General features: G+C 59.7%; 20 protein-coding genes and 1 tRNA gene. 7 read left to right on the top strand and 14 right to left on the bottom strand.

What is annotated here, in order from left to right; all coding sequences use genetic code 11:
- Nucleotides 1-58 precede the first annotated feature (58 nt).
- The gene (locus FX982_RS03995) at nucleotides 59-715 is read left to right on the top strand and encodes a class I SAM-dependent methyltransferase (RefSeq protein ID WP_172609728.1); all 657 of its coding nucleotides are present in this window, start codon (nucleotides 59-61) and stop codon (nucleotides 713-715) included.
- 87 nt (nucleotides 716-802) lie between these two features.
- Here the strand turns inward: FX982_RS03995 and ychF are convergent, their stop codons facing one another.
- The 8 genes from ychF to FX982_RS03955 form a co-directional block, all read right to left on the bottom strand.
- A complete protein-coding gene (ychF, locus tag FX982_RS03990) occupies nucleotides 803-1903 on the bottom strand; it encodes a redox-regulated ATPase YchF (RefSeq protein ID WP_065991776.1) in 1101 nt (366 codons plus the stop codon).
- Nucleotides 1904-1924: 21 nt separating this feature from the next.
- Nucleotides 1925-2509, bottom strand: coding sequence for an aminoacyl-tRNA hydrolase (pth, locus tag FX982_RS03985; RefSeq protein ID WP_108120616.1), 585 nt, complete (start codon nucleotides 2507-2509; stop codon nucleotides 1925-1927).
- 75 nt (nucleotides 2510-2584) lie between these two features.
- Nucleotides 2585-3196 (bottom strand): 50S ribosomal protein L25/general stress protein Ctc, encoded by a 612-nt coding sequence (locus FX982_RS03980; protein WP_122622594.1) that lies wholly within the window; start codon nucleotides 3194-3196, stop codon nucleotides 2585-2587.
- Nucleotides 3197-3336: 140 nt separating this feature from the next.
- Nucleotides 3337-4278, bottom strand: coding sequence for a ribose-phosphate pyrophosphokinase (locus FX982_RS03975; RefSeq protein ID WP_037018241.1), 942 nt, complete (start codon nucleotides 4276-4278; stop codon nucleotides 3337-3339).
- A gap of 47 nt (nucleotides 4279-4325) precedes the next feature.
- Nucleotides 4326-4400: transfer RNA gene (locus FX982_RS03970), tRNA-Gln, on the bottom strand.
- A gap of 36 nt (nucleotides 4401-4436) precedes the next feature.
- Complete coding sequence (gene ispE, locus FX982_RS03965) at nucleotides 4437-5288, bottom strand: 4-(cytidine 5'-diphospho)-2-C-methyl-D-erythritol kinase (protein ID WP_172609727.1); 852 nt, start codon at nucleotides 5286-5288, stop codon at nucleotides 4437-4439.
- 2 nt (nucleotides 5289-5290) lie between these two features.
- Nucleotides 5291-5908, bottom strand: a complete 618-nt coding sequence (gene lolB, locus FX982_RS03960) for a lipoprotein insertase outer membrane protein LolB (protein WP_122622592.1) — start codon at nucleotides 5906-5908, stop codon at nucleotides 5291-5293.
- 4 nt (nucleotides 5909-5912) lie between these two features.
- Complete coding sequence (locus FX982_RS03955; protein WP_172609725.1) at nucleotides 5913-7640, bottom strand: tetratricopeptide repeat protein; 1728 nt, start codon at nucleotides 7638-7640, stop codon at nucleotides 5913-5915.
- Between the two features lie 257 nt (nucleotides 7641-7897).
- On the opposite strand from FX982_RS03955, the gene hemA reads away from it, so the two are divergent.
- The 6 genes from hemA to FX982_RS03925 all read left to right on the top strand — a co-directional run bounded on the left by hemA (nucleotide 7898) and on the right by FX982_RS03925 (nucleotide 13281).
- Nucleotides 7898-9175, top strand: a complete 1278-nt coding sequence (gene hemA, locus FX982_RS03950; protein WP_172609724.1) for a glutamyl-tRNA reductase — start codon at nucleotides 7898-7900, stop codon at nucleotides 9173-9175.
- Nucleotides 9172-10254, top strand: a complete 1083-nt coding sequence (gene prfA / locus FX982_RS03945) for a peptide chain release factor 1 (protein WP_172609723.1) — start codon at nucleotides 9172-9174, stop codon at nucleotides 10252-10254. Before hemA ends, prfA begins: the two co-directional genes overlap by 4 nt.
- The gene (gene prmC, locus FX982_RS03940; protein WP_172609722.1) at nucleotides 10255-11088 is read left to right on the top strand and encodes a peptide chain release factor N(5)-glutamine methyltransferase; all 834 of its coding nucleotides are present in this window, start codon (nucleotides 10255-10257) and stop codon (nucleotides 11086-11088) included.
- A complete protein-coding gene (locus FX982_RS03935) occupies nucleotides 11082-11855 on the top strand; it encodes a molybdopterin-synthase adenylyltransferase MoeB (protein ID WP_172609721.1) in 774 nt (257 codons plus the stop codon). Before prmC ends, FX982_RS03935 begins: the two co-directional genes overlap by 7 nt.
- Nucleotides 11848-12648 (top strand): glutamate racemase, encoded by an 801-nt coding sequence (gene murI, locus FX982_RS03930; RefSeq protein ID WP_172609720.1) that lies wholly within the window; start codon nucleotides 11848-11850, stop codon nucleotides 12646-12648. Before FX982_RS03935 ends, murI begins: the two co-directional genes overlap by 8 nt.
- A 114-nt stretch (nucleotides 12649-12762) precedes the next feature.
- Entirely contained in the window at nucleotides 12763-13281 is a 519-nt protein-coding gene (locus FX982_RS03925; RefSeq protein WP_122536195.1) for an acyloxyacyl hydrolase, read from the top strand.
- Between the two features lie 156 nt (nucleotides 13282-13437).
- Here the strand turns inward: FX982_RS03925 and FX982_RS03920 are convergent, their stop codons facing one another.
- From FX982_RS03920 to FX982_RS03895, 6 genes are all read right to left on the bottom strand, one after another.
- Entirely contained in the window at nucleotides 13438-13749 is a 312-nt protein-coding gene (locus FX982_RS03920; protein ID WP_172609719.1) for a YkgJ family cysteine cluster protein, read from the bottom strand.
- Between the two features lie 53 nt (nucleotides 13750-13802).
- Nucleotides 13803-15248 (bottom strand): deoxyribodipyrimidine photo-lyase, encoded by a 1446-nt coding sequence (phrB, locus tag FX982_RS03915; RefSeq protein WP_172609718.1) that lies wholly within the window; start codon nucleotides 15246-15248, stop codon nucleotides 13803-13805.
- Between the two features lie 9 nt (nucleotides 15249-15257).
- Nucleotides 15258-16196, bottom strand: coding sequence for a MerR family transcriptional regulator (locus FX982_RS03910; RefSeq protein WP_172609717.1), 939 nt, complete (start codon nucleotides 16194-16196; stop codon nucleotides 15258-15260).
- Nucleotides 16197-16198: 2 nt separating this feature from the next.
- Nucleotides 16199-17179: a YbgA family protein gene (locus FX982_RS03905; RefSeq protein ID WP_172609716.1), complete on the bottom strand. Its 981-nt coding sequence runs from the start codon at nucleotides 17177-17179 to the stop codon at nucleotides 16199-16201.
- Nucleotides 17180-17349: 170 nt separating this feature from the next.
- Complete coding sequence (locus FX982_RS03900) at nucleotides 17350-17565, bottom strand: TIGR02450 family Trp-rich protein (RefSeq protein ID WP_172609715.1); 216 nt, start codon at nucleotides 17563-17565, stop codon at nucleotides 17350-17352.
- Nucleotides 17562-18548, bottom strand: coding sequence for an NAD(P)/FAD-dependent oxidoreductase (locus FX982_RS03895; protein ID WP_172609714.1), 987 nt, complete (start codon nucleotides 18546-18548; stop codon nucleotides 17562-17564). The genes FX982_RS03900 and FX982_RS03895 overlap by 4 nt, the downstream gene beginning before the upstream one ends.
- Between the last annotated feature and the right edge of the window lie 115 nt (nucleotides 18549-18663).

Raw genomic sequence — 18663 nt, 5'->3', positions numbered from 1 at the left:
ATAAGATCCGTCGCCTTCTCTTCGTATTTCGATACCCATAGCCGTAGGGGATTTTTCCATGACCGATAGCAGTGCCGCAGGTGCGGCGGTTTATTCGCCCCTTACGTTGGCGTTGTACGACGCCTGGGTGCTGGGCATTTCCAATCGGTATGCCTGGCGCTGCCCGACCGATGAGGTGCTGTTGCCGTTCTTCCGCGCCACTGTTCGTGCGCACCATCTGGATATTGGCGTCGGCACGGGTTACTACCTGGCGAAAGCCAAGTTGCCACCGAGCACCCAAATCACCTTGATGGACCTCAACCCAAGCAGCCTCGCTGCCGCCAAGCGCAGGATCGGCCGGCCAGACACGCGCACCCTTCAGCATGACGTGATGACGCCGATCCCCGGGAACGAGCGCTTCGATTCGATATCGCTGTTCTATCTGCTGCATTGCCTGCCAGGCCCGCTGGACGCCAAGGCGGCGATCTTCGCTCACCTTAAGCACAATCTGACCCCGGACGGCGTATTGTTTGGCGCAACGATTTTGGGGGATGAGGCGGGGCACAACGGCTTTGGCCGCAAGCTGATGGCGGTGTACAACAAGAAAGGCATCTTTGGAAACAGTCAGGACACCCAGGCCGGTTTCGAGGCCCACCTGCGTACGCATTTTCGCGAGGTCACGCTCAAGCGCGAAGGCGTGGTGCTGCTGTTTCGCGCGGCGCAGCCGATTGTCTGAGCTGCACTAAACGCACAAAGCCCGCGGATCACTGATTGACACGCGGGCTTTGACGTTCAACGAGGTTCGTGGAGGTCCACGAGGGCGTTAGACGTTGAAGCGGAAGTGCAGAACGTCGCCATCCTTGACGATGTAGTCCTTGCCTTCCAGGCGCCATTTGCCCGCTTCCTTGGCACCGGCCTCGCCCTTGTACTGGATGAAGTCGTTGTAGGCGACGCACTCGGCGCGGATAAAGCCTTTTTCGAAATCGGTGTGGATCACGCCGGCAGCCTGTGGCGCGGTGGCGCCGACACGGACGGTCCATGCACGAACTTCTTCGACGCCGGCAGTGAAGTAGGTCTGCAGGTGCAGCATTTCGTAGCCGGCACGGATCACGCGGTTCAGACCAGGCTCTTCAAGGCCCAGGGCCTCCAGGAACATGTCCTTTTCTTCGCCGTCGTCGAGTTCGGCGATTTCTGCCTCGATCTTGTTGCAGACCGGCACCAGCATTGCGCCTTCCTCTTCGGCGATGGCGCGAACCACGTCCAGGTGCGGGTTGTTCTCGAAGCCGTCTTCAGCAACGTTGGCGATGTACATGACCGGCTTGGTGGTCAGCAGATGAAAGCCCTTGATGACGGCTTTCTCATCGGCGCTCATGCTCTTCATCAGGCTGCGGGCAGGTTTGCCCAGTGTGAAGTGAGCAATGAGTTGTTCCAGCAGGCCTTTCTGGACCACTGCGTCCTTGTCACCGCCCTTGGCGTTGCGCGTGACTTTCTGCAGTTGCTTCTCGCAGCTGTCGAGATCAGCGAAAATCAGTTCCAGATCGATGATCTCGATGTCGCGCTTCGGGTCGACGCTGTTGGAAACGTGAATCACGTTCTCGTCTTCGAAGCAGCGCACAACGTGGGCGATGGCGTCAGTCTCGCGAATGTTGGCGAGGAACTTGTTGCCCAGGCCTTCACCTTTGGAGGCACCGGCTACCAGCCCGGCGATGTCGACGAATTCCATCGTGGTCGGCAGGATACGCTTCGGGTTGACGATATCGGCCAGGGCCTGCAGGCGCGGGTCCGGCATGGGCACAATGCCGGTGTTCGGTTCGATGGTGCAGAAGGGAAAGTTCTCCGCCGCGATACCGGACTTGGTCAGGGCGTTGAACAGGGTGGACTTGCCGACGTTGGGCAGGCCGACGATGCCGCAGTTGAATCCCATGGTGTTTCCCCTCGAGTGATGTCAGGCCTTCTGGCTGTGCAGGACGCGCATCGCCTTGGCGAAGTCGCCAGCGAGTACATCCGGCAGCACGCCGAGGGCAAAGTCGATGCTGGCATCCAGTTTTTCCTGCTCGGCGCGTGGCGCTCGACCCAGAACGAAATTGGACACCAGACTGGCGTCGCCCGGGTGGCCGATGCCAAGCCGCAGGCGGTGGAAGCCGTTCTGGTTGCCGAGCTGCGCAATGATGTCGCGCAGCCCGTTATGCCCGCCGTGCCCGCCACCCAGTTTGAGTTTGGCGACGCCCGGAGGCAGGTCGAGTTCGTCGTGGGCCACCAGAATGGCTTGCGGAGGAATCCGGAAGAAACCCGCCAGAGCCGCGACGGACTGGCCGCTGCGGTTCATGTACGTGGTAGGAATCAGCAGACGAACGTCTTGGCCCTGATGACTGAACTTAGCCGTCAGGCCGAAATATTTGCGGTCAGCGGTCAGATTGACACGCTGGGCGCTGGCAATACGCTCAACGAAAAGAGCCCCTGCGTTATGCCGGGTCTGTTCGTATTCGGGGCCTGGATTTCCCAGGCCGACGATCAGTTGGATGGCGGTCACGTCAGGGGCTCTTCCTTGGGTCGAGTGTGATGATGGCGAGCACCATCACGGGTTCAACCGGCTAGCGAGTAATGATTACTCTGCTTCGCCTTCTGCGGTGCCTTCTTCTTCGTCCTGGACGATGCGAGGGGCGTGGACGTTAGCGATGTCCAGGTCCTTGCCGTGCGCCAGAGCGACGAATTCAACACCATTCGGTGCCTTGACGTCGGACAGGTGAACGTTGTCACCGATTTCCAGCGCGCCCAGGTCAACTTCAATGAACTCAGGCAGGTCTTTCGGCAGGCAGGTCACTTCCAGCTCAGTGGTAGTGTGCGAGATCTCGCCGCCTTTTTTGACCGGTGCTTCTTCGTTGATGAAGTGCACTGGAACGATAGCGGTCAGTTTCTGGCCAGCTACGACGCGGATGAAGTCGGCGTGCATGATGAACTGCTTGGCCGGGTGACGCTGCATGGCCTTGATCAGTACGTTCTGCTTGGCGCCATCGACATTCAATTCGATAACGTGGCTGAAAGCAGCTTCGTTTTCGAACAGCTTGGCAATTTCCTTGGCTTCGATGGTGATCGAAACAGCTTCCTTGCCACCGCCGTAGACAACGGCTGGGACTTGGGCGGCGAGACGACGCAGGCGGCGGCTCGCACCTTTCCCCAGGTCATTACGCGCTTGAGCGTTCAGAGTAAATTCGTTCATTTTGTATCTCCAAAATAGCCATGACCGAGCGGCGTTTGCGACCAGCGCCAGACACGGTATGGGCAAAAAAGCCCCGCCCCGGCATTTGGTGTCGGGGCGGGGCGCTTTTCGTCAACGGATGGTTCGGCAGGGCAGGGCCCTTATCGGAACATCGCGCTGATCGATTCTTCATTGCTGATGCGACGCATCGCCTCAGCGACTACCGGTGCGATATCCAGTTGACGGATACGGTCACAGGCCTGTGCTGCAGCGGACAACGGGATGGTGTTCGTCACCACCAGTTCGTCCAGCACGGAATTTTCGATGTTCTCGATTGCACGGCCCGACAGAACAGGGTGTGTGCAATACGCAAAGACCTTGGCAGCGCCGTGTTCTTTCAGCGCCTTGGCCGCGTGGCACAGGGTGCCGGCGGTATCGACCATGTCGTCGACGAGAATACAGGTACGGCCTTCGACATCACCGATGATGTGCATCACTTCGGAGTGGTTGGCCTTCTCGCGGCGTTTGTCGATGATGCCCAGATCGACGCCCAGGGATTTGGCAACAGCACGTGCACGCACGACGCCGCCGATATCCGGGGAAACAATCATCAGGTTTTCGAAGCGTTGGTCTTCGATGTCATCCACCAGAACCGGGGAGCCGTAGATGTTATCTACCGGAATATCGAAGAAGCCTTGAATCTGGTCCGCGTGCAGGTCGACAGTCAGCACACGGTCGATACCGACGACGGTGAGCATGTCCGCAACCACTTTAGCGCTGATAGCCACACGGGCGGAACGCGGACGGCGATCTTGGCGGGCATAACCAAAGTAAGGAATTACAGCAGTGATACGAGTGGCCGAGGAGCGACGGAAGGCATCAGCCATCACGACGAGTTCCATCAGGTTATCGTTGGTCGGAGCGCAGGTCGGCTGGATAATGAAGACGTCTTTACCGCGAACGTTTTCATTGATCTCAGCGGTAATCTCACCGTCGGAGAACTTTCCAACAGAGATGTCACCGAGAGGGATATGCAGCTGACGTACGACACGCCGAGCCAGATCGGGGTTGGCGTTCCCCGTAAAGACCATCATCTTGGACACGCGCAGTACCTGGAGGCTTAGGGTATGCCTGGATGACTATAGGAAAATGGCAGGGGCGGCTGGATTCGAACCAACGCATGGCAGGATCAAAACCTGCTGCCTTACCGCTTGGCGACGCCCCTGTATCTGTTGCACGAGTGCCTGGCACTCGGTTCCTTTTAGAGCAGTGTTCGTAACTTGCGGTGCAACATCGAGATGTTTGCGCCTTTTGCTACAAACCCTGTAAGGGTCTCTGTAAGAAGGGCCGAGACTTTATCAGCTTCAGCTTTGCTTGGGAAGGCCCCAAACACACAACTTCCAGTTCCGGTTAATTTTGCTTCGGTAAATTTACCTAACAAATTCAAAGCGTTACCAACTTCTGGATATCGCCTCGTTACAACCGGTAAGCAGTCGTTTCGACTGTTTCCCTTGGGAACGGGGCGCACTTTAATGGGCGGAGTGTCACGTGTCAACAGCGGATCTGAAAAAATTTCTGCTGTACTTACAGATACTTGCGGCACTAGCACCAGATACCAAGGTTCTTCGGGGGTGACGGGAGTCAGTATCTCGCCGATTCCCTCAGCAAAAGCAGCGTGTCCACGCACGAAAACCGGCACGTCAGCGCCAAGCTTGAGGCCCAGCCCCGCCAGCCGATCCTCATCCCAGCCAAGCTGCCAGAGATGATTCAGGCCGAGCAATGTTGTTGCCGCATCCGAGCTTCCGCCGCCAATGCCGCCACCCATGGGCAAGATTTTTTTCAGCCAGATATCGACGCCGAACGGAGAGCCGGATGCTTCCTTTAGCGCACGAGCCGCTCTCACGATCAGATTGCTGTCGTGAGGGACGTCGGCGATTTCCGTCTGCAGCCGCACTTCGCCGTCGTCGCGAAGCGCGAAACTGAGTTCGTCGCCGTAATCGAGAAACTGAAAGAGCGTCTGCAGTTCGTGATAACCGTCGGCGCGCCGTCCGGTGATGTGCAGCATCAGATTCAATTTAGCAGGGGCGGGCAGTGTCAGTCGTGCTTGCGACATGCTCATTGCCCCAGTTTGCGTGGTTGCCAATCCTTGATGACCAGCGTGACGTCCAGATCCTGGCCGTGAAGTTTCATCCGTTCAGGCAACCAGAAACCGTTCTGCTGGGTGTAGCTCAGGTATTCGATCTGCCAGCCGTCCTGTTCGAGGCTGGACAAGCGACTGTCACCGTCAAGGGTCAGGCTGCTTTTGCTGTCGGGGGCGGGAAGGCCGCGTACCCACCAGACCAGATGCGACACCGGCAGTTTCCAGCCGAGCTGATCCTTGAGCAGGGTTTCCGGATCCGGCGCGTCGTAGCGGCCCTGATTGGCGACTTCCAGCGACACAGCACCGGGGCGACCGGTCAGGCGGGCAGCACCGCGACCCAGCGGGCCGGACAGGCGAATGTCGTAATAATCCTGGCGTTGCAGCCAGAACAGCGTGCCGCTGCCGGAATCCTTCGGCGCGCGGATGCCGACCTTGCCATTGATCTGCCAGCCGTCGAGGCTGCTCAGTTGTTCTTTGTTAACACGCCATTGATTGGCGTCACCCTTGCCTTGTACGGCTTCGCGGGAAGACATGCCGGCACAACCGGCGAGCAGGGCGATCAGGCTGAATACGAGTACGTGGCGCAGTTGCATAAATTCAAAGGGTCTCGGCGCCGGTCAGGCGCTTGATGGTGCTGCGCAGGACCGGGCTGTCAGGTTGTTGTTCAAGGGCCTTGCCCCACACTTTGCGGGCTTCACGCTGCTCGCCTTTGGCCCACAGGACTTCGCCCAGGTGCGCGGCGACTTCGTGATCCGGAAAGCGCTCGAGCGCCTGGCGCAGCAGGCGCTCAGCTTCATCCAGATTGCCCAGGCGGTAGTTGACCCAGCCGAGGCTGTCGAGCACCGCCGGGTCTTCCGGGTTGAGCTGGTGCGCGCGTTCGATCAGCTCCTTGGCTTCGGCGTAGCGCGTCGTTCGGTCAGAGAGCGTATAGCCCAGAGCGTTCAGCGCCATGGCGTTGTCCGGTTCGCGCTTGAGAATGGCCCGCAGGTCGCTCTCCATTTGCTTCAGATCGTTGCGTTTCTCGGCCAGCATCGAACGGGTATAGAGCAGATTCAAATCGTCCGGGTACTGCTTGAGCGCCTGGCTCAATACCTGCCAGCCGCGATCGCTCTGGTTGTTATTGGCCAGGGTCTCGGCTTCGACCAGATACAGCTGAATGGCGTAATCGGGTTGATCCGCACGTGCCTGAGCCAGCCGCTTCGACGCCTCGGCAGTGTTGCCATTGCTCATGAGGATGTCGGCCTGACGCAACTGTGCTGGCAGGAAGTCGCTGCCGGCACCCACCTGAGCGTATTCGCTGAGGGCGGTTTGTGGATCGTTGCGCTCTTCGTAAATGCGGCCGAGGTTTACGTGGGCAGAGTCGACGTGACTGCCGCGAGCAACGAGGTCTTCGAGATAACCCTGCGCTTCATCCCATGCCTTGTTTTCCAGGCACACGAGGGCGAGCGAATAACGCAGCTCGTCGTCATCCGGATACTGCTGAACAAGGCTGGAAAACTGCACCTTGGCGTCTTCCATGCGGTTCTGCTCCACCAGCATGCGCGCATAGGTCAGGCGCAGACGCTTGTCGTCCGGGTATTTCTTGATGCTTTTTTCCAGCAGCGGGATCGCTTCCTTGCCGCGGTCCATGCTTTGCAGCAAGCGGGCGCGAAGCAGGATCGGCGCCACTTCGCCTTCACCCGGTGGGTTGTCTTCGAGCAGTTTCAGCGAGGCGGCACTGTCGCCTTCCTGTTGAAGCAAGAGTGCTTTGCCGAAAATTAGCTGACCATTTTTCGGGTACTTCGCCAACAGGCGGTCGAAGCTGGTAATCAGCCCCTTGCGCGTAGTGGAATCGGTTTCCGATGCCGACAGCGCGAGGAAGTCAAAATGCGTGTCGCCCTGACCCTGAAGGACTTTCTCCATATAGCGCATGGAATCGTCGTAGCGCCCGGCCCGCGCCAGCTGGATGGCTGCCGCGCGCTGTGCCTCGAGATTGCCTGGATCGTTTTTCGCCCAGATCATCGACGTGTCGAGAGCGGCCTGATCGGCGCCCAGGTACTCGGCGATGCGGAAGGCGCGCTCGGATATCCCCGGATCCTGGGTCTGGATCGCCTGGGTCACGTAGTTGTCCAGCGCGATGTCGAAGCGGTTGCGCTGGCCGGCAAGCTCGGCGGTCAACAGGCTGACGACGGTGTCCTGAGTAAACGAGCCATACACCTGAGGTTTGGCCTCGGGCGCGGGCGGCGCTTCTTTCGCCGGAACGGACGGCTCCATAGAAACGGAGGCCGTAGACTGGCAGCCACTCAGAGCGACAAGGGCAAGGAACAGCGCGGAGGATTTATTCATATAGAAGAGGGGCGGCTTACCTGCGGTTTGGAAGCATCATGACACAAGGCCGGGAGCAAACCCACAGCCCGCGCGAAATCTGGATACGCTCGATCTACAGCCTGAGCGCGGACATTTTGTCGCAGGCCAGAGCCGGTGATACGCAACCTGTATAGGGACAATCGTGCGCTGCGGACGTTCTGAATGTATTGCGGTGGTTGTCCTGAATCTACCGAAGTAGGACAATTGCCGGCTTCACGTCACCATCTGCGACCTTAATGGCCTTTCTTGCTCTGGGTATCAACCATAAGACTGCTTCAGTCGATGTCCGCGAGCGCGTGGCATTTACGCCTGAACAGCTGGTTGAGGCGCTGCAGCAGCTCTGTCGTCTGACTCGCAGCCGTGAAGCGGCCATTCTCTCTACCTGCAATCGCAGCGAACTGTATATCGAACAGGATCAACTGACTGCCGACGTCGTATTGCGCTGGCTGGCGGATTATCACCACCTGAACGTCGATGAACTTCGCGCCAGTGCCTATGTGTATGAGGACGACGCAGCGGTGCGTCACATGATGCGCGTGGCGTCGGGGCTGGATTCGCTGGTACTGGGCGAGCCGCAGATCCTCGGCCAGATGAAATCGGCTTATGCCGTTGCCCGGGAGGCTGGCACGGTCGGCCCCTTGCTCGGGCGGCTGTTTCAGGCCACCTTCAGCGCTGCGAAACAGGTGCGCACCGACACGGCCATCGGCGAGAACCCGGTGTCCGTCGCCTTTGCGGCCGTCAGCCTGGCCAAGCAGATTTTCAGCGACCTGCAGCGCAGTCAGGCGCTTCTCATCGGGGCGGGGGAGACCATCACCCTGGTCGCGCGCCACCTCCATGATCTCGGGGTCAAGCGTATTGTCGTTGCCAACCGCACGCTCGAGCGCGCGAACATTCTCGCCGAGCAGTTCGGTGCCCATGCCGTGCTACTGGCTGACATCCCGGCCGAGCTGGTCAACAGCGACATCGTCATCAGCTCGACGGCCAGTCAGTTGCCGATTCTGGGCAAGGGTGCCGTTGAAAGCGCGCTGAAGCTGCGTAAGCACAAGCCGATCTTCATGGTCGACATCGCCGTGCCGCGCGATATCGAACCCGAAGTTGGAGAGCTGGACGACGTCTACCTCTACACCGTGGACGATCTGCACGAAGTCGTCGCTGAAAACCTCAAGAGTCGCCAGGGTGCGGCGCAGGCGGCCGAAGAGCTGGTCAGTGTGGGCGTAGACGACTTCATGTCTCGCCTGCGCGAGCTGGCGGCGGTTGACGTGCTCAAGGCGTATCGTCAGCAGAGCGAACGCCTGCGTGACGAAGAATTGCAGAAGGCCCAGCGCATGCTCGCCAATGGCAGCAACGCCGAGGATGTATTGATGGCGCTGGCACGTGGCCTGACGAACAAAATGATGCACGCTCCCAGCGTGCAACTCAAAAAGCTCTCCGCTGAAGGCCGCGTTGATGCGCTGGCCATGGCCCAGGAACTCTTTGCCCTCAACGAGGGCTTCACGGATAAATCCCCGCGATGAAAGCTTCACTGCTTAATAAGCTGGACGTGTTCAGCGACCGTTTCGAGGAATTGACCGCGCTGCTTGGCGATGGCGAAGTCATCTCCGACCAGACCAAATTTCGCGCGTATTCCCGTGAGTACGCCGAAGTCGAGCCCGTGATCCAGGTGTACCGACAACTGCAGAAAGTGCAGGCCGACCTCGAGGGCGCGCAGGCGCTGCTCAAGGACAGCGACCCCGACATGCGTGAAATGGCCGTAGAGGAAGTGCGCGAAGCCAAGGATCAGTTACTGGTGCTTGAGGCTGACCTGCAGAAAATGCTGCTGCCCAAAGACCCGAACGATGGCCGCAACGTGTTTCTGGAAATCCGCGCCGGCACCGGTGGCGACGAAGCCGCTATCTTTGCCGGCGACCTGTTTCGCATGTATTCCCGCTACGCCGAGCGACGTGGCTGGCGTGTCGAGATTTTGTCCGAGAACATCGGCGAGCATGGCGGCTACAAGGAAGTCATTGCGCGGGTCGAAGGCGAGCAGGTCTACGGCAAGCTGAAATTCGAGTCGGGCGTGCATCGCGTTCAGCGAGTGCCGGAAACCGAATCCCAGGGACGCATTCACACGTCTGCGTGTACGGTAGCGGTGTTGCCAGAGCCTGACGAACAGCAGACCATCGAGATCAACCCGTCAGACTTGCGCGTTGATACCTATCGCTCCTCCGGCGCCGGTGGTCAGCACGTCAACAAGACCGATTCGGCCATCCGCATTACGCACTTGCCGTCCGGCATCGTGGTGGAATGCCAGGAAGAACGTTCGCAGCACAAAAACCGTGCGCGGGCGATGTCCTGGCTGTCGGCCAAGCTCAATGATCAGCAGACCGCTGCAGCGGCCAACGCCATCGCCAGCGAGCGCAAATTGCTGGTAGGTTCCGGGGATCGCTCGGAACGCATTCGTACTTACAATTTCCCACAGGGGCGAGTCACGGATCACCGCGTGAACCTGACGCTCTATTCCCTTGATGAAGTTCTGGCCGGCGGGGTCGATGCAGTGATAGAACCGTTACTTGCCGAGTATCAGGCAGATCAACTTGCGGCACTGGGTGATTAAATGACCATCATCGCCAGCTTGTTAAGAAGCGCCGAGTTGCCGGATTCTCCGACAGCGCGTCTGGATGCAGAATTGTTGCTGGCCGCTGCCCTGGGCAAGCCACGCAGCTTTTTGCACACCTGGCCCGAGCGTATTGTCAGCACCGAAGCGGCGCACGCTTTCGACGGCTATCTCAAGCGTCGTCGAACCGGTGAACCCGTCGCGTACATCCTGGGCCTGCAAGGGTTCTGGAACATCGACCTGGAAGTCGCGCCCCATACGCTCATCCCGCGGCCCGAAACCGAGATGCTGGTGGAAACCGCGCTGGAGCTTTTGCCCGGTGCGATTCCTCACACACTGCTCGATCTCGGCACTGGCACCGGTGCCATCGCGCTGTCGCTGGCCAAGGATCGTCCGCAGTGGAGCGTCACGGCGGTGGATCGCGTTGAAGACGCGGTCGAGCTTGCCGAACGCAACCGCCAGCGCCTGCATCTGGATAACGCCAAGGTCTTGCACAGTCACTGGTTCAGTGCCGTCGAGGGGCAGCGTTTCGACCTGATCCTGAGCAATCCCCCGTACATTGCCTCCGACGACCCTCATCTGGCCGAAGGTGACGTGCGCTTCGAGCCAAGCAGCGCGTTGGTCTCCGGCGCCGATGGCCTGGACGATTTGCGCCTGATCGTGTCGCAAGCGCCCGCACACCTTGAAGCGGGCGGCTGGCTCTTGTTGGAGCATGGTTACGATCAAGGCGCGGCGGTGCGCGAGCTGTTGCTTGAGCACGGATTTGAAGAGATCAAGACCCGCCGCGACCTGGGCGACCACGAGCGCATTACCTTCGGGCGAGTGCCGTGCTGACGGACGAGGAACTGCTGCGCTACAGCCGGCAGATCCTTCTGCAACAGGTCGACATCGACGGCCAGCTGCGCCTCAAACAGAGCCGCGTTTTGATTGTCGGCCTCGGCGGACTGGGTTCGCCTGTAGCGTTGTATCTGGCGGCGGCCGGCGTCGGAGCATTGCATCTGGCTGATTTCGACAGTGTCGATCTGACCAACCTGCAACGCCAGATCATTCACGACACCCCGAGCGTGGGTTTAAGCAAAGTCGATTCAGCCATCACCCGGCTCACCGCCATCAATCCGCAGATCACACTGGTGGCCCATCGCGCGGGCCTGGATGCCGACTCACTGGCGGCAGCCGTGGCCGGGGTCGATCTGGTGCTGGACTGCTCGGACAATTTCTCGACGCGCGAGGCGGTCAATGCGGCCTGCGTCGCCGCCTGCAAACCGCTGGTCAGCGGCGCTGCAATTCGCCTGGAAGCGCAACTGTCGGTGTTCGACCCGCGCCGTCCAGAGAGCCCTTGTTACCACTGCCTGTACGGGCATGGCAGCGAAACCGAATTGACCTGCAGCGAAGCCGGCGTGATCGGCCCTTTGGTGGGGCTGGTGGGCAGTTTGCAGGCCCTTGAGGCCCTCAAGCTGCTGGCCGGATTCGGCGAGCCGATGGTCGGACGACTGCTGCTGATCGATGCATTGAGCACGCGATTCCGCGAGTTGAAAGTCAAACGCGATCCGGGCTGCAGCGTGTGCGGTACCGGCCCTCGAGCTGCCGTCGAGCATGAATAGAGACAGCGATGCGCCGGTGGCGGTGTTTGATTCCGGCGTCGGCGGGTTGTCGGTGCTGGCGGAAATACAGCAGTTGCTGCCACGGGAATCGCTGCTCTATCTCGCCGATTGCGGCCACATCCCCTATGGCGAGAAAACCCCCGAATTCATTCGCGAACGTTGCGTAACGATTGCTGACTTCTTCCACCGTCAACGCGCCAAGGCGCTGGTGATCGCTTGCAATACGGCAACGGTGGCCGGTATCGCTGACTTGCGCCTCCGCTACCCTGACTGGCCGCTGGTGGGCATGGAGCCTGCGGTCAAACCTGCGGCCGCGGCGACGCGAACCGGTGTCGTCGGTGTGCTGGCAACTACGGGCACCTTGCAGAGCGCTAAATTCGCCGCATTGCTCGATCGCTTCGCAGCCGATGTACAAGTCATCACGCAACCTTGTCCGGGACTGGTGGAGTTGATCGAAACGGGCGACCTGGTCAGCCCGACGATTCGGCAACTGTTGCAGAGTTACGTCGCGCCGTTACTCGCTGCAGGCTGCGACACCATCATTCTGGGCTGCACCCATTACCCGTTTCTCAAGCCATTGCTGCGGGAAATGATTCCTGCGTCCATCACACTGATCGACACCGGCGCTGCTGTAGCCCGGCAGTTGCAGCGGTTATTGGGCGAGCGCGAGCTGTTGGCGAACGGTCATCCTCAGACCACGCAGTTCTGGACGACCGGCGATCCAGAAGATTTCAGAAACGTCCTACGCGTGCTTTGTAACAACTCCGACAATGTGCGAAGCTTCGTTTCGTGAAAAAAACGTGAATAGCTTCGGCTGTGGGTGAACTAAAGTTCAGCTGCCGGCTTCTACAGCACTTCTGTCGATATAAAAAATTTCTAACTGCTTTCGAAAAATAGGATGTTTCAGATGAAGCGACTGTTTTGTTTGGCTGCGATTGCGGCTGCTCTGTTGGGGCAAAGCGCAATGGCTCAAGCTGATGGGGTCGAGTTTTCCGTAGGACAAACTGGCGAATCCACCATGACTTATCGTCTGGGTGCGCAGTTTGATTGGGATAAAAGCTGGTGGCAAACCGGTGTCGGTCGCCTGACCGGCTATTGGAGCGGCGCCTATACATACTGGGAAGGCGACAAGAACTCCAGCAACAACAGCCTGTCGTTCTCCCCGGTATTCGTTTATGAGTTCTCGGGTGAGAGCGTCAAGCCTTACATCGAAGCGGGTATCGGCGCCGCTGTGTTCCAGCGCACCGAAGTGGAAGGTAACAAGCTGGGCAGCGCGTTCCAGTTTGAAGACCGTTTGGGTTTTGGTCTGCGCTTTGCCGGTGGACATGAAGTCGGCCTGCGCGCCACTCACTACTCCAACGGCGGCATGACCACCAACAATGACGGCATCGAAAGCTACGCGATTCACTACACGATGCCGTTCTAAGCGCTCGAGTGTTTCATTGCAGGAGCGGGCTTGACCGCAATTGCAACGTACCCTTCGCTTCTTCTCGGCTGAAGCCGGTCCAACCGACGCAGCACATGGTAGGACCGGCTTTAACCGGGAAGGTCAGCCAACGCGGCTGACTCAGGCAAACAGTAATCACAGATACGCCGTCGCAATCCCCTCTCGCTCGGCAATACACTCCGACGCACCCATTTCGAATTCCCTGCAAATCAACGGCCGACGGTCGTAGATCGTGCACATCATCGTGTCGCGATCCAGTGCCGCGCACCAGCCATCGTCCAGGCGCAGCATGACTTCGCCTCCCCAGTCATCGGTGTCGATGTAACGCTCGGGCACGCCGGTGTCGGTGATCAACATGACCTCCAGCTGGCAGCAGCAGGCCGCGCAGGTGGAACACGTGATTGCGGGTTCGGCAGGGAGTTGAAGCGAAGGGATAACGGTCGTCATGGGCGGCAGTTTAAATCACCGCGCAGCGGACCGCGAACCGGCGTGACGAATGCTCACCCATTCTCCTGCGTCTCCGTCTGCCGTTGGGGCAGCGACTTGAACGCTTGCAGGGCGCGTTCGCGGCTGGCTTTCAAATCAACGATGGGCGCGGGATAACCCTCAGCGCTGAACAGGCCGCCCAGCGCGGCGGGGTTATGAATGTCGCGCTTGTTCAGCTCAGCCAGTTCAGGCACCCACTGTTTGATGAATCGGCCCTCAGGGTCGAAGCGCTCCGACTGACTTTGCGGATTGAAGATCCGAAAGTAAGGCGACGCATCGGTGCCGGTTGATGAACTCCACTGCCAGCCGCCGTTATTCGAGGCGAGATCGCCGTCGATCAGGTGCTGCATGAAGAAACGCTCACCTTCACGCCAGTCGATCAGCAGATTCTTGGTCAGGAACATGGCCGAAATCATCCGCAGGCGATTGTGCATCCAGCCTGTCTCAAGCAGCTGACGCATGGCGGCGTCGACAATCGGCAGGCCGGTCCGGCCCTGCTGCCAGGCCTCCAGATCCTCGGGCGAGTTGCGCCATTTCAGCGCTTCGGTTTCCGGGCGGAAGGCGCGATGACGGGAGACACGGGGGAAGCCCACCAGCACGTGCTTGTAAAACTCACGCCAGAGCAGCTCGTTGATCCAGGTGACTGAGCCCGAGTTACCGGTCTCGAACTCGCCATTGTTGCTGCGCAGTGCCGAATGCAGGCACTGGCGCGGGGAAATCACGCCGGCAGCCAGGTACGCAGACAGCTGGCTGGTCCCGGGCTTGGCGGGGAAGTCGCGCTCTTGATCGTAGTAATGCACTTGCTCGTCGGTGAAGCTTTGCAGGCGATCACGCGCCTCATCTTCACCGGCGGGCCAGAGTGAACGCAGGGTATCATTCGGTGCGGCGAAACCCTTGACCGCATCCGGCACGACATCACTTTTGCCGGACAACTTCTGCTGCGCTCTGGGCAGCGCAACCAGCGCCGGCATCGAGTAATGCAAACGGGCGTAACAGACCTTGCGGAATTGCGTGAAAACCTTGAAATACCCGCCGCTCTTGGTGAGCACGCTGCCAGGCTGAAAAAACAGCTGGTCGAGGTGGCGATGAAACAGAACGCCGGCGCCATCGAGTGCCTTCTCAACGTCACAATCGCGTTTGGTCTCGTTGATGCCGTACTCGTCGTTGACGTGCACGCTGTCGATCCCGTGTTGCTGACACAACCCAAGCAACGCCTTGGGCGCCTGCGACCACGTGTCCGCATGGACGATCAGCAAAGGGACATTGAGCGCCGCAAGTGCCTTGCTCAATTCGCGAAGGTTGCGCAGCCAGAAATCGACTTTGCATGGGGCATCGTCATGGCTTTGCCACTGGCCCGGGCTGATCATGTACACGGCAAGCGTCGGGCCCTGTTCCATGGCAGCGCTCAGCGCCGTGTTGTCATGCACACGCAGATCGCTGCGCAGCCATATCAATTGCATAGTTATTCCTTAGATGAGCCCTAGCCGCTGCAAGGCGGCCTGGGCGGTCAAAGGGTCTTCGGCGAGGGACAGGCCGGAGACTTCACCCTCTGCGGCGGATAATTCCGTCGAATGAATGCGCACTGCGGGCCCGACGATCAGCTTCGGGCACTCGATGTTGTGCAGCAGGCGGGGCAGTTGGCCGACGTTCAGAGACTTGCTGGAATACAACAGCACTGCGCGCGGCTTGAGGTACTCACAGGCCAGGGCGAGCTCGCCTGCCGGCAAAGGCCAGTCGAACACTTCCACGGGGCAATCGGCACTGCTGAGCAGCCACGCGGTCAGCCACAGATGCGGCTCGAGCGGCAGATCGGACTGGTTGACCAGCAGCAAGGGCGCGCCGCTGACCTGACGGTTGTTGTGGTAAAGCCGGGCGCCAAACTTGCTGCGCAGCCACGAATAGAAAAACACCCGCTCCAGCTGCGCGCCGAACTGGCCTTGCCAGCGCTGCTCAAGTGACGCCAGCAGCGGCAGTAACAGTTGTTCACAGAGCGTGCGCGGCGGGTACAACGACATGGCGCGGTTGAGTGAATCGTCCAGGCGCCGCTCGGCCAGGGCGCCGATGGCTTCCTGAAGGGTCTGACGAAGAATGTCCCAGTCATTCTCGACATTCGGCGGTGCCGCCTGCTGATCGTCGATCAGTTGCTTGACCTGACTGACCGACACGCCACGGTTAAGCCACGTGAGAATGGTCAGCACGCGGTCCACATGCTCGTTGCTGTAAAGCCTATGGCCCTTGGGCGTGCGGTGCGGAACGATAAGGCCGTATCGGCGTTCCCAGGCGCGCAGGGTCACTGCGTTAACGCCGGTCAGTCGGGCGATTTCGCGAATCGGCAGCCAGCCGTTTTCAAAAGCGTTCGCGGCGTCCTGCGGGTCGCCTTCCGGCGGTTCTTGCTCGGTAGTGGTCATGTTCAAATCGCGTTGCGCAGACTGAGGTTTTCCGGATGTGGCTGCAGATAAACCTGCAGCGCAATGTACGGATCGGGGTGTCGGCGGAAATGATGTTTGAGCAGCGTCAGCGGCACGACCAGAGGCACGATGCCCTGGTGGTACTGATTGATGACGCCCTGGATTTCTTTCTTGTCGGAAGCGCTGAGGGTCTGGCGCAGATAACCGCACAGATGCTGCAGCACGTTGGTGTGGGTACGTCGGGTGGCTGGTTGCTTCAGCGCGCTCATCAGTTGACTGAAATAGCGCGGGGCGATTTCAGCCGGGTCGTTTCGGCCCATGGTGCCCAGTAGATTCCCCAGCGTTTTGTACTGGACCGGATCGTTGGCCATGAGCTGGTATTTATAGCGGGCATGAAACTCGGTCAATGAGCGGCGAGTGATGCCGCTCTTCAGCAGCGTCTGCCAGGCGGCGTAGGCAAACACGCGGGTGATGAAATTCTCCCGCAGAACCGGGTCGTTCAAACGACCGTCTTCTTCGACCGGCAGATCAGGGTGACGCGCGCAGAACGCCTGGGCATAGATGCCGCGTCCACCTGTTTCGAACGGCACGCCGTTATCGCGGTAAACCTTGACGCGTTCCAGGCCACACGACGGCGATTTCTGCATGAAGATGTAGCCGCAGATATCGCTCATCTCCTTGGCCATGTGCTCGCCATAGTCAGCCAGTTGCTCAGTCACATCCATCGCGTGATGAACCGTACCAACCGCCCGAGGATGATCCGTGTCACCCACCAAACGAATGGCTTCGCGAGGGATGCCCATACCAATGGCGACCTCGGGGCACGCCGGCACGAAATCGAAATATTCGGTGAGGGCGCGGGTCAGAAGGTGTGATTCCTTGTGCCCGCCATTGAACCTAACCTCCACACCCATCAGGCAGGCACTGACGCCCAGCTTAGGTTTGGAGGCTTGCTCTGATGAATGACCGAGTACTGCAGACATGACGACCCCTCGAAGAACTTCTTATACAGATTCTTTAGTCTGTACAACTTTGCTCATCATAGGTTTGTGGTTCTGCAAGTCAAATAATTTGTACAAGATCGGAGGCATGAAGCGACAAGTGCTGCGTTTTAGGCGCAGCAAGGGGATGGGTGCGGTAATTTGCGTGTGCTTTACTTCCAGCCCATTTGCCAGGTCTGGTCATTCTGCAACGTCTGCCAAGCCAGCTTCTGACTGCGTTTGGTCATCACTGCTTGCAGTTCGATCTCCAGGACCGTGCCTTCTACATCACAGAACAGCTCGGTGACCAGAAAGTGTTTTTCACGGTTTTGGGGGGCCGCTGCCGTCCATTTCGATAGCAGCAGCTTACGCGGATTGAGTCGATTCATTTGAGGTGTTCCAGCAGACGCCGCGCGGCTTCCTGACCACTCAGCCATGCCCCCTCTACCCGGCCCGACAGGCACCAGTCGCCGCAGACATACAGACCCAGATCGGGATCGGACAACGCGCCGACTTCGCGCCCGCCAGCAGGCCTTGCGTACAGCCAGCGGTGGGCGAGGGTGAACGCCGGGGCTGGCATCGCGCAATTCATCAGCTCGGCAAACGCGCCGTGCAACTGATCGATGACGTCCTCTCTGGTCATGTCCAGATGCTGACGGCTCCAGATGCTGGTGGCGTGCAGAATCCAGGTGTCCATCTGGCTGTCGCGACCGGGTTTGCTGCGATTGCGGGCCAGCCAGTCGATGGGGCTGTCCTGCACGAAGCAGCCTTCGAGGGGCGTGTCCAGCGGGATATCAAACGCCAGAGCGACCGCCCAGGTCGGCTCCATCTTTACGCCCGCCACGACGCTCGCCAGTTTCGGTGCGTCAGCCAGCAGGGTTGTGGCTTGAGGCGCGGGGATGGCGATCACGACCTGACTGAACGGGCCATGGCTTTGGCCGTCGGCGTCCAGCAGATTCCAGTGTTGTTCGCCACGAAAGACTTCGGTGATGCGGCAGGAGAAGGTCACCGGCATGTCGCCGAGCATGGCCCGGGTGATCGCGCTCATGCGCGGCGTGCCGACCCAGCGCACCTGCTCGTCAGGTGACAGGCTGAGTTTTCCGCCATGGAAGTTGTAGAGCAGCGGGGTCCACTCGGCCACATGACCATCGGCCTGCCACTGCTGCACAGCGGAGGCAAAGCGGCGGTCGCGGGCCGTGAAGTACTGCGCGCCCATGTCCAATGCGCCAGCATCGCTGCGTTTGCTGGACATCCGGCCGCCACTGCCGCGGCTCTTGTCGAAAAGGTGAATGCTATGCCCGGCGGCTTGCAACGCCTGGGCGGCGGAGAGTCCGGCGATGCCGGTACCGATGATTGCGATGGGGACAGTCATAGGGGCCTCGTTACCTTGTCTGCACAGACTACGCCTCAGGCAAAAGCTGTACAATGCCGTTTTTCGGTATAAGTTGTCGCCCTGCACACGCAGGACGCGGACCTTTCCAAGGGCT

This window comes from Pseudomonas graminis, assembly GCF_013201545.1.
Taxonomy (GTDB): Bacteria; Pseudomonadota; Gammaproteobacteria; order Pseudomonadales; family Pseudomonadaceae; genus Aquipseudomonas.
This window is presented reverse-complemented; position numbering and strand designations above follow the sequence as displayed.